This is a genomic window from Chryseobacterium sp. RU37D (assembly GCF_900156075.1).
Classification (GTDB): domain Bacteria; phylum Bacteroidota; class Bacteroidia; order Flavobacteriales; family Weeksellaceae; genus Chryseobacterium.
Genome location: NZ_FTMM01000042.1, coordinates 1 through 10,784 on the forward strand (window position 1 = coordinate 1; position 10,784 = coordinate 10,784).

The 10,784-nt window shown below is 35.6% G+C and carries 8 protein-coding genes and 1 pseudogene; 3 read left to right on the plus strand and 6 right to left on the minus strand.

Annotated features, from left to right (window positions below):
- Nucleotides 1-234: 234 nt before the first annotated feature.
- The 3 genes from BW926_RS13540 to BW926_RS13550 all read right to left on the minus strand — a co-directional run bounded on the left by BW926_RS13540 (nt 235) and on the right by BW926_RS13550 (nt 4,291).
- Nucleotides 235-897: a copper homeostasis protein CutC gene (locus BW926_RS13540; RefSeq protein ID WP_076447843.1), complete on the minus strand. Its 663-nt coding sequence runs from the start codon at nt 895-897 to the stop codon at nt 235-237.
- Nucleotides 898-946: 49 nt separating this feature from the next.
- Nucleotides 947-1,942 carry an isoaspartyl peptidase/L-asparaginase family protein gene (locus BW926_RS13545; protein WP_076447844.1) on the minus strand — a complete coding sequence of 332 codons (996 nt, stop codon included), beginning with the start codon at nt 1,940-1,942 and terminating at the stop codon, nt 947-949.
- A gap of 93 nt (nt 1,943-2,035) precedes the next feature.
- Nucleotides 2,036-4,291, minus strand: coding sequence for a beta-N-acetylhexosaminidase (locus BW926_RS13550; protein ID WP_076447846.1), 2,256 nt, complete (start codon nt 4,289-4,291; stop codon nt 2,036-2,038).
- Between the two features lie 100 nt (nt 4,292-4,391).
- On the opposite strand from BW926_RS13550, the gene BW926_RS13555 reads away from it, so the two are divergent.
- Nucleotides 4,392-5,210 carry a DUF4197 domain-containing protein gene (locus BW926_RS13555; RefSeq protein ID WP_410493261.1) on the plus strand — a complete coding sequence of 273 codons (819 nt, stop codon included), beginning with the start codon at nt 4,392-4,394 and terminating at the stop codon, nt 5,208-5,210.
- A 175-nt stretch (nt 5,211-5,385) separates the two neighbouring features.
- Here BW926_RS13555 and BW926_RS13560 read toward each other — a convergent pair whose 3' ends face one another.
- Complete coding sequence (locus BW926_RS13560; protein WP_076447849.1) at nt 5,386-6,042, minus strand: CoA transferase subunit B; 657 nt, start codon at nt 6,040-6,042, stop codon at nt 5,386-5,388.
- 122 nt (nt 6,043-6,164) lie between these two features.
- On the opposite strand from BW926_RS13560, the gene BW926_RS13565 reads away from it, so the two are divergent.
- Nucleotides 6,165-7,967: an ABC transporter ATP-binding protein gene (locus BW926_RS13565; protein ID WP_076447850.1), complete on the plus strand. Its 1,803-nt coding sequence runs from the start codon at nt 6,165-6,167 to the stop codon at nt 7,965-7,967.
- Between the two features lie 89 nt (nt 7,968-8,056).
- Here the strand turns inward: BW926_RS13565 and BW926_RS13570 are convergent, their stop codons facing one another.
- Nucleotides 8,057-8,758 carry a CoA transferase subunit A gene (locus tag BW926_RS13570; protein WP_076447852.1) on the minus strand — a complete coding sequence of 234 codons (702 nt, stop codon included), beginning with the start codon at nt 8,756-8,758 and terminating at the stop codon, nt 8,057-8,059.
- Nucleotides 8,759-8,947: 189 nt separating this feature from the next.
- Between BW926_RS13570 and BW926_RS13575 the strand changes: the two genes are divergently transcribed.
- Complete coding sequence (locus BW926_RS13575) at nt 8,948-9,439, plus strand: DoxX family protein (protein WP_076447854.1); 492 nt, start codon at nt 8,948-8,950, stop codon at nt 9,437-9,439.
- 707 nt (nt 9,440-10,146) lie between these two features.
- Here the strand turns inward: BW926_RS13575 and BW926_RS13580 are convergent.
- Nucleotides 10,147-10,784 (minus strand): annotated as a pseudogene (locus tag BW926_RS13580) (hypothetical protein); the annotation flags it as partial.

A 10,784-nucleotide genomic window follows, 5' to 3' on the forward strand; every position in this document is an offset into this window, starting at 1 on the left:
TACTGATGAGTTCCAGATTATTAGTTTTTTAAATTGCAATCCAAAATTGCTAATTTTCTTGGAACTTTTTTGTCTAAATAAGTTTAAACAACTTCATCAATAAACTTATTTGAGCTGTATATTTTTATGGTTTCTCATTCTGAACGAAATTAAATGTAGTGAAGAATCTAAAATATATTGTGTTGAGATTCTTCCTTCGTCAGAATGACAAACTTGATGTATATTTTACACAAACTACTTACTCTTCAATGCCACAATTTCATCCGCATTCGCAAAAGCTCCCCCATCGGTAATCGCAGAAGAATGAAAATATCCGGCATTGGTAAAGCTTCTTATCTCATCAATATTTGTGGAGCGAAGCCCTCCGCCAACAAGAATTTCTATTCTGTCGTTTGATAGTTCAACTAGTTTTTTCAGATTTTCCTTTCCTTCGGAAACGTTTGGCTTTTGGCCCGAAGTTAGGATAGTTTTAAAACCACATTCAATGACTTTTTCCAACGATGTTTCTAAATCTTTTGCCCTGTCGAAAGCCCGGTGAAAAGTACATGGATAAGGTTTTGCCAGCTCAACCAGTTCTTTATTCTGTTTAATATTCACTTCATCATTTTCATTCAAAATTCCGAAAACAAAGCCATCAACATTCAACGATTTTAATTGAATCAAATCTGATTTCATCTGTTCAAACTCTTCATCAGAATAGGTAAAATCTCCACCACGCGGACGAATCATTACAAAAATTGGAATATTTATCTTTTCTCTAAGCTGTTTTGCTGTTTCAAAATTGGGTGTTGTTCCTCCTTCGCTTAATCCGTCGCACAATTCTATCCGGTCAGCTCCATTTTCAAAAGCGATCATTGCGGATTCTGAGTTGAAGCAGGCTATTTCTATTTTTGACATGTTTAGGGTTTAGGGTTTAGGGTTTAGCAAAACTAATTTCTAATTAAAATTATTTCAAAGCGAACTCAGGTTTTTCCAGACGGTTTCCTTTCTGGTCATATACCGCAAAGCTGAACCCGTCCTGAATACAATAAGAACCATATTCACCTTTTTTATTTAAAGCAATGAAGCCTACCTGAATATCTTTCAGGTTTTTATTTCTTCTTTTTGTAATCTGTACAATTCTCTCAACAGCTTCTTTACAAGCCTGTTGCGGATTTCTTCCTTGTCTCATCAATTCAACCACCAGGTGTGTTCCTACTGTTCTGATCACCTCTTCACCGTGGCCTGTTGCTGTTGCCGCACCTACCTCATTATCAACAAACAATCCTGCTCCAATGATTGGGGAATCTCCTACTCTACCATGCATTTTGAAGGCCATTCCGCTGGTGGTGCATGCCCCGGAAAGGTTCCCGTCGGCATCCAGCGCAATCATTCCGATGGTATCGTGGTTTTCAATATTGACGATAGGTTTGTATTTACTATCTTTCAGCCATTCTTTCCATTCTTTTTCAGATTCGGGGGTGAGAAGGTTTTCTTTTTTAAACCCTTGAGAAAGTGCAAACTCTAATGCCCCGTCACCTACAAGCATCACATGAGGCGTTTTTTCCATGACCGCTCTTGCAACAGAAATGGGATTTTTAATATCTTCAAGGCACGCTACGGAACCAATGTTGTAGTTTTCATCCATAATGCAGGCATCCAACGTTACCCTTCCATCTCTGTCAGGACGGCCGCCATAGCCCACACTCCTTTCAGATGGATCCAGCTCCACCAGACGAACCCCTTTTTCTACGGCATCTAAAGCCTTTCCGCCTTTTCCGAGGATGGTCCAGGCTTCCTCATTTGCTTTCAAACCAAAATTCCATGTGGAAAGCACAATGGGTTTATTGATGGCTTTTGAATTATTTTCCGGCAGGTCTTTAGCCTTTAAATCTAATGGATTCAATAACAAAGCGGAAGACGCCAATACCGTATTTTTTAAAAATTTTCTTCTTGAGTTCATATTTTAGGTTGAGGCTAAGATCAGGGTTGATTTAAAATTCTTAATTCAAGATTTAAAGATTAGATATATAAGTTTTATGTCTAAACTTTGAATTTAATTTGCTCCGATTTCATCGACAAAAAGCCACGCTTTTGAATCAGCACCGGGATTTCCGGCGGGAATAATTCCTGCATTTTCTATTCTAATTTTAATGTATTTAGAATTTTGATTTCCAACATTTAATTTAATTTTTCCTTTTGCGGAAAGAATTTCATCTTTACTTATTTCCTTTATCATTTTAAAATTTGTTCCATCTTCAGAGACAAAAACCTGCGCCGACTTTGCAAAATGAATCCAGCTTCCTTTATTATCCAGCGTATTAAAATACACCTCCGAAAATGGCGTCTTTTTCTCAAAATCAATGGTTGCAACAACATCATTCCCGGGAAAGCCAAGCCATGTTTTGCCCAATTGTTTTTGATTTCCGATAATTCCGTCGACCAAGGTGAAAGCACCCCCGAAAGAATAATTTTCGCCTGGCTGATGTTCCAGTATGATTTTTTTTCCCGTCGTCTTAGAAATCGTAAAAACCTGCGAAGAAATGGCACTTTTCAATTGTTCGTTTTCGAAATAGGCAGATTTAATCGTTAAAGATTTTGAGACAGGAATTGTATTTTTATACGTCTGAGAATTCACGGAAGGTTCAGTTCCATCCATTGTATATCTTATGCCATCGGGGTTTTGTGATGTGGAAAGCTCATAGCTGACACCGTTTTCAGCGGCAGTTACTTTTCCTGAAATGTTGTAGATACTTTTAGCATAATTTATATTCATTTTATCTAACATCTTAAATTCATTGATTACTCTGCCTTCAAATTCTTTATAATTCTTAGGATCCGAAGTTCCCCAACCGACTTCCGAAAGGGCCATCATTCTTGGAAAAATCTGATACTGAACCTGTTTAAAATCAAGAACATATTCTGTCCAAAGATTTGCCTGAACCCCCAAAATATATTTGGCCTGTTCAGCGTTCAATTCTTCAGGAATGGGATTATAAGAATATACTTTATCCAATGGAGTAAAACCTCCAAAAGCGAGAGGCTCCGTTTGCGGATCTCCCTGATAGTGATCAAAATAACAATAAGCACCCGGGGTCATTACCGCAAAATGTTTTGATTTTGCTGCTTCCACACCGCCTTTAATTCCAGTCCAGCTCATTACTGCTGCGTTTGGAGCCAGCCCACCTTCCAGAATTTCATCCCAACCGATAATTTTTCGGCCTTTAGAATTGACATATTTTTCAATTCTTTGGATGAAATAGCTTTGAAGGCCATGCTCATCCCTTAAATTATTTTGCCTAATTAATTCCTGACAATGCGCACATTCTTTCCATCTTGTTTTTGGGCATTCATCACCGCCGATATGAATATATTTTGAAGGGAAAAGCGATATTACTTCATCCAAAACATTCTCCAAAAATTTAAAAGTTTCATCTTTAGGACAAAAGACATCATCGAAAACACCCCATTTTGTCGCTGCTTCGAAAGGTCCTTTTGTACATGCAAGTTCAGGATAAGCTGATAATGCAGCCAAAGCGTGCCCCGGCATTTCAATTTCCGGAACTACAGTAATGTGTCTTTCCTGAGCATATTTTACGACATCTTTGATTTGATCCTGAGTATAAAAATAGGGGCCGTAGGGTTTCCCATCAAAGGTATTATCAACATATGCACCTATCATTGATTCTTTACGTTTTGAACCAATTTGAGTTAATTTCGGATATTTTTTAATTTCAATTCTCCAGCCCTGATCGTCAGTTAGATGCCAGTGAAAAGTATTGAGCTTGTACATTGCTAAATAATCGATATACTGCTTCACTTCTTCAACGGTAAAGAAATGACGGCAAACATCAAGGTGCATTCCACGCCATGAAAATCTGGGCTGGTCTTCAATTTTTAAAGCCGGAATTTTTTTATCGTTTTTATGATCCTGGATTAATTGTATTAATGTCTGCAAGGCAAGAAAATATCCTTGCTTTGTATATGATTTTATTTGAATCTGTTTGGGTGTAATTTCAAGGGTATAAAACTCATTATTTTGTACAGAATTATTTGTTTTTGTTAACTGAGAATATACTAAATCTGACTCTTCACCTTTAGAAACCTGAAATTTCACGTCTGAATTTAATCGTTTTTTTAAATATTCTGTTTCACCTTTCGGAAGATTATTATTTAACATAATTACCGCAGGAATAGTAAAAAATCCTTCATTTACATTCACTTTTTGGGGATAAGGAATTAAATTAAGCTTTTTTTGAGAAAAAAACACATTAGACACGATTAAAAAAATGATTGAAAAAGCGCGTACCATTGAATTTGATTAAGGTTTTAGCTAATATAATTAATTTCTGAAAACTTCTGTCATCTTTTTAACTTATTAAAAAATAAAACATCTAAATTTGCAAAAAAATATGATGAGAAAAATAATTTTATTAGCTGGTGGTTTATTGTTTTCAGTTTCCACACAAGCTCAGATTTTAGATATAATCAAATCAACAGTAAAGGATAAAACGGGGATAGATCTTAATGCTCCCATAAAAACAACAACAGGTGCTTCTACATCTACTACAACATCGCCAAATACTTCAACAGGTGCTTCGCCAATCAATTTAGAAAGCCTTACTTCAACCCAAATTTCTTCCGGATTGAAAGAAGCATTAAGCCTTGGTGTAAACGAAGGCGTGAAAAAACTAGGCGTAACAGACGGTTTTTTAAAAAATGAAGCAGTAAAAATTTTAATGCCGGAAAAATTAAGAAAAATAGATACTACATTGCGTGCAGTAGGTTTAGGAAGCTTAGCTGATCAAGGCGTAAAACTATTGAACAGAGCTGCAGAAGATGCGGTAACTGAAGCTGCCCCTATTTTTACAAAAGCCATTACTTCAATGACTATTACGGATGCTAAAAATATTTTGCTGGGGAATGATAATGCCGCAACCAATTATTTACAATCCAAAACTCAAAGCCAATTATTTACAGCGTTCCAGCCAAAAGTAAAGGCCTCATTGGGAAAAGTAGGTGCTGATAAAGTCTGGAGCAATTTAATTTCAAAATATAATACTTTCACCGGACAGTCTGTAACAACCGATCTTAACGAATATGTAACAACAGAAGCTATAAACGGAGTTTTCAAAATGGTAGCCCAAAAAGAAAACGGCATCCGAAATACTCCTGCAATGAGAACTACAAGCATCCTGCAGAAGGTTTTTGGAGCGCAGGATGGTAAATAATTTAATTAATTTTTTGTTTTGAAACAAAAGAATTTCCTATAGCGGTTCTACCTAAATATTTTCAATAAAAAGAAGCTGCCTCAAAAGGTAAACTAATGCTCTGAGAATCCCCTAAATGACAAAATTTGTCAGACAGGAGTCGAGGGGGAGTACTTTTGAGACAGCCTCTTTTGTTTTATGAAAATTGCATTTCAGGGATTTCTCCGTCGATGATCAGGTCAGCTTCCGTTGCCTTAACAATATTTTCCACTGAAACTCCCGGCGCTCTTTCAATCAGCTTAAAACCTGCCGGTGTCACGTCTAAAACGGCCAGTTCGGTTACAACCCTTTTTACACAGTTAACGCCTGTTAAAGGTAATGTACATTTCTTAAGGATTTTGCTTTCTCCGGCTTTGTTTACATGCATCATTGCTACGATGATATTTTCTGCAGAAGCTACCAAATCCATTGCTCCGCCCATTCCTTTCACCATTTTTCCGGGAATCTTCCAGTTGGCGATATCTCCGTTTTCCGAAACCTCCATGGCACCAAGAATTGTAAGATCTACTTTTTGAGCCCTGATCATTCCAAAACTAAAAGCAGAATCGAAGAATGAACCTCCCGGCAAAATTGTGATAGTCTGTTTTCCTGCGTTAATGATATCCGCATCTTCTTCACCCTCAAAAGGAAAAGGCCCCATTCCCAAAACTCCATTTTCGCTTTGAAATTCAACAGAAATATTTTCGGGAACATAGTTGGCCACCAATGTTGGGATCCCGATTCCTAGATTTACATAATACCCATCCTTTACTTCTCTGGAAATTCTTTGTGCAATTTGTTCTTTAGTTAGCATAGCATAATCTTATCACGCCAAATTAGCCATTTTTTTCAGAATTACGAAATATTTTCTTTCTTATCCTATGATAAATTTTGATGATTAATTTGTTGTAAATTTGTGAACTTTTAATTTTACAAATGAAAATTCTATTATATTATTTAAAACCTTACAAATGGCTGATCATTGCTTCACTTGTATTAGCCGCTATAAATCAAGTATTTTCACTTTTTGCTCCCGCAATTACCGGAAACATTTTAGACCGGCTGGTTACCCATCCCAACTTTTTTGATAAAGAAAAAATGCTACCCAGAAGCCTGAATGAATATCTCTACGGAACAGATATTTATCATGGTGTATTCTATTTTTTGGGACTGCTGGTTGGGACAGCAATGGTGAGCCGTATTGCAAAGGCTTTTCAGGATTATGTGGTGAACGTGATCATTCAAAAGTTTGGCGCCCAGATCTTTACGGATGGACTAAAACACTCCATGAGACTGCCTTATCAGGAATTTGAAGACCAAAGAAGTGGCGAAACGCTTTCGATTTTAACCAAAGTACGGGAAGACACGGTGAAATTTATTAACAATTTTATCAATGTATTTTTCGGGATTCTGGTGAGCATTATTTTCGTTTCAGTGTATGCGATCCGCCTGCATTGGTCGATAATGCCGGTGTATGTAGTGGGAATTATCCTCATTGCTGTTGTCACCAATTTATTAAGTAAGAGAATAAAATCTATACAAAAAAATATTGTACAGGAAACCACTGCATTGGCCGGAAGTACTACGGAAAGCCTTAGAAATATTGAGATTGTCAAAAGTTTGGGTCTTACTACTCAGGAAGTTGAACGTTTGAACAACAATACCTATAAAATCCTGAATCTAGAGCTTAGAAAAGTAAAAAGCATTCGTTCTCTGAGCTTTGTGCAGGGAACGTTAGTTAATTTTTTACAGCAAACCATTACTTTCACCTTATTATTATTAATTTTTAAAAATATCGTAACGCCGGGCCAATATTTGTCCTTAATGTTTTACGGGTTCTTTATTTTCGGGCCTATGCAGGAAATCGGGAACATTATTATTTCTTATCGTGAAGCCCAGGCATCCCTTAATAATTTTGACCGGGTAATGAAGAAGGAAGTTGAACCTAAACCCGTGAATCCAAAGAAAATCGGCGCCATTGAAGAACTGGAGTTCCAGAAAGTTTCTTTTCAACATCAGACGGCTCATTATAAGGCACTTAATTCGATTTCATTTGATGTAAAAAATGGTGAAACCATAGCTTTTGTCGGGCCGAGCGGATCCGGGAAAAGTACTTTGGTAAAGCTTCTTGTAGGTTTGTACAGGCCATTGGAAGGTGATATTTTTTATAATAAAATCAATGGAAAAGAGTTTGATTTTGATGAATTAAGAAATCAAATCGGTTTTGTAACACAAGATACCCAGCTTTTTGCGGGAACAATTAAAGAAAACCTTTTGTTTGTTAATCCCGCTGCAACAGAAGAAGATTTGCAGCTCGCCTTAAAAAAAGCCAGCTGTACAGGTCTTTTGGAACGAGCAGAAAATGGCATAGAAACAGTAATTGGGGAAGGCGGACTGAAATTAAGCGGCGGTGAAAAACAAAGAATTGCCATTGCCAGGGCTTTATTAAGAAAACCACACTTGTTAATTTTTGATGAGGCAACTTCTGCTCTAGACAGTATCACAGAGGAAGAAATCACTACGACCATAAAAGATATTTCTAAGGAAAAAGAACAAATTACCGTTCTTATCGCTCATCGGTTGAGCACTATCATGCATGCGGACAGAATTTATGTTTTGGAACGCGGACAAATTGTAGAAACCGGCTCACATCTACAGCTAATTGAAGAAAAAGGATTGTATTATGCGATGTGGAGACAGCAGATCGGGGAAAGAAAGATCTCGGAAACGCTGGCTTAATTTGAATGAAAAATGTTTTATGAATGAAAAACCTATAAATAAAATTATCCCCGAAATTGAGTTTCGGGGTATTATTTTTTTACTGATTATTATTTAATTTTTCTTACTGTTCTCTGTTCAATTCTTTTTTCGAATTTTTCGCCCTGAAAGATTCTCTGGATCATGATTCCGGGAATGTGAATTTGGTTTGGATCTAATTCTCCCGGTTCCACAAGCTCTTCTACTTCTGCGATTGTAATTTTCCCAGCACCAGCCATCGGATGATTAAAGTTTCTTGCTGATCCTTTGAAAATAAGGTTTCCGGCATAATCTCCCTTCCAGGCTTTAACAATAGAAAAATCTGCTTCATAAGCATATTCCAGGATGTGGGGCTTTCCTTTAAAATCTTTTACTTCTTTCCCTTCGGCAATTTCGGTTCCGTATCCTGCAGGTGTGTAAAAAGCGGGGATGCCTGCCTGTGCCGCCCTGCATTTTTCTGCTAATGTTCCCTGTGGAGTAAGCTCAACTTCTAATTCTCCTGAAAGCATCTGTCTTTCAAATTCTGCATTTTCTCCTACATAGGAAGAAATCATTTTCCTAATCTGTCTTTTGTGAAGCAATAATCCCAATCCGAAATCATCTACTCCTGCATTATTTGAAATACACGTAAGATCTTTTACATCACTTTCTACCAGAGCATTAATTGAGTTTTCAGGGATACCGCAAAGGCCAAATCCGCCCAGCATCAACGTCATTCCGTTCTGAATTCCTTCAATAGCCTCTTTTGCATTTTTTACTCTTTTATCTATCATGAAATATTAGATTTTCTGTTGGGCTAAATTTAATAATTTTTCTCATATATATTATGTTTAGGATTTATTCTAATTTTTTTTATTACCCAAGTTTTCATATTTTTGAAAATATTACATAATATTAAATATTTCACATATAAAAAAATCACAACTTGTAAAAAATTATTAAAACTCATAACTAATATACAAATGAATCAAGAAAATTTTACCAAATCTGGCGACTTGTTTTATGTTATCTGCCGTTTAAGCATCGGATTATTTTTCTTTATAACCGGCTTTAACAAATTGTTTCACCCTGTTTTTCAAGGCTATATGCTAAAGACCATTACAAGTCTGGGATTTTCAAATCCTCAATTAATGGCAAACTTTGTTGCAGCCAATGAAATGGTCTGGGGATTTTTTTTATTAATAGGTCTTTTTACGAGATTTAGCTCTTTTGTTTTAATTGTGATTATGCTGGTTGCATTACTTACGAAAGATATTCATTCTATCCCAACAAAACTGGTTCCAATTGATCCTAAATTAGGGACGAGCCCAATAGAAAATTATACCTGGCTGACATATTTCTTTTATTTGCCACAGGTATTATATATCATGCTATTGGGATTATATTCTTTATATGGCTATAAAACCTTTGGAATTGACCATTTTTTAAGAAAAAAAATTAATCCTTACCGGTAAACTTTCTGCTGATGGTTTGAATTTGGATCTATTCAAAACCATCACAAATATTCATATTATGGAAATGAATGAGATTTCAGAATAGTTCTCTGCTCTTTTCTTATTACGACAGGACTCGGTCACATTTCTTTTTCAAGAAAAGAATTTCATGTCTAGGTTCCTGAGTGGATAACCTTAAAAAAATTATACTTTTGTATATTCGGAAATTACTAAATATCCCCAACATATTGCTATGCCTAATAAGGTCTGTGGCTCAAATAAATGATTCAGAATCGTTATTAGCCTCATTCAAATTTTTTTGAAGCTACGAATTTTCTCACGTGCTGCTGGAAGTGTTCTGAAATTGCTTTCCATATCTATGAAAAAATGATAACATCACAAAAATGTTGATCGTTAAAAGAAAGTAATTATTGTAAATTCTTGCTAAAAACGGAAGTAAGAACGAATATTGTTTACAATAATATCCTTCAATCAAGTTCACAAATTAAAATTAAATAAACATCACCTTTATAGAAATAAAATAACCCTTAAATGCAAGGGTTATCAATAATTTATATAAAGATATTTAAATCATTTATTAGTTCATCAGTAGATTTCTCAAGTTTGTTAAACGGTTTCTAAAAGTATTATCAATTGGCCATCTGTCTATCCTGAATTATTATCCCATTAAATATTTTGGCGCTTGAAGTATCATTATTCATAAAATTTTATAACTTAAATAATTCAAAATTAGAAACTGATCTTTGTATTGAAGGATAAGTATGATCATTATTCATATTTGCTGTTTCATAACTATAAATCAAGATTTGTATAGTATCCCCTGGCTTCAATAATACTGTTCTATTTATATTAATAGTTGAGTTCCCAGTACTCTTAACCCCTCTTATTACAGATATATTTTCAATTGATGAAGGTTGATTAGATATAAATAGTTCACAAAACAAATGACCACTAGTTCCATCAAAACCAGGGTTTGATGAAGACGGTGTATTCATGTAAGATATTTGTGAGTCAATATAGTATAAACCCTCTTCAGTAATAGTAATTTTACCTGTTGAAGGATCATAAATATTATTGATATCCGTAGCTTCATTCAATTTCAATACAAAAGGGTGCCAACCTAATGTACCAGGAGTACTATCAGTCCAACCTGAACCATTATTCCAAAAAATATCAGTACCGCTCTTAGCACTTACATATAAAATTGGTGATCCATTGCTAGTAATTGGTGGGGTCTTCCAACTTGCAAGACCATTAGCATCACTGGTTAAAACTTTTCCAGTTCCTTGGGTTCCGTCTGCTATTTTAACATTTCCGGCTACATCCAGATTTGCTGCTGGTGATA

Coding starts and splice junctions, on each gene's coding strand:
- BW926_RS13540 (WP_076447843.1), bottom strand. CDS start 897: ATGTCAAAAATAGAAATAGCCTGCTTCAACTCAGAATCCGCAATGATC.
- BW926_RS13545 (WP_076447844.1), bottom strand. CDS start 1,942: ATGAACTCAAGAAGAAAATTTTTAAAAAATACGGTATTGGCGTCTTCC.
- BW926_RS13550 (WP_076447846.1), bottom strand. CDS start 4,291: ATGGTACGCGCTTTTTCAATCATTTTTTTAATCGTGTCTAATGTGTTT.
- BW926_RS13555 (WP_410493261.1), top strand. CDS start 4,392: ATGATGAGAAAAATAATTTTATTAGCTGGTGGTTTATTGTTTTCAGTT.
- BW926_RS13560 (WP_076447849.1), bottom strand. CDS start 6,042: ATGCTAACTAAAGAACAAATTGCACAAAGAATTTCCAGAGAAGTAAAG.
- BW926_RS13565 (WP_076447850.1), top strand. CDS start 6,165: ATGAAAATTCTATTATATTATTTAAAACCTTACAAATGGCTGATCATT.
- BW926_RS13570 (WP_076447852.1), bottom strand. CDS start 8,758: ATGATAGATAAAAGAGTAAAAAATGCAAAAGAGGCTATTGAAGGAATT.
- BW926_RS13575 (WP_076447854.1), top strand. CDS start 8,948: ATGAATCAAGAAAATTTTACCAAATCTGGCGACTTGTTTTATGTTATC.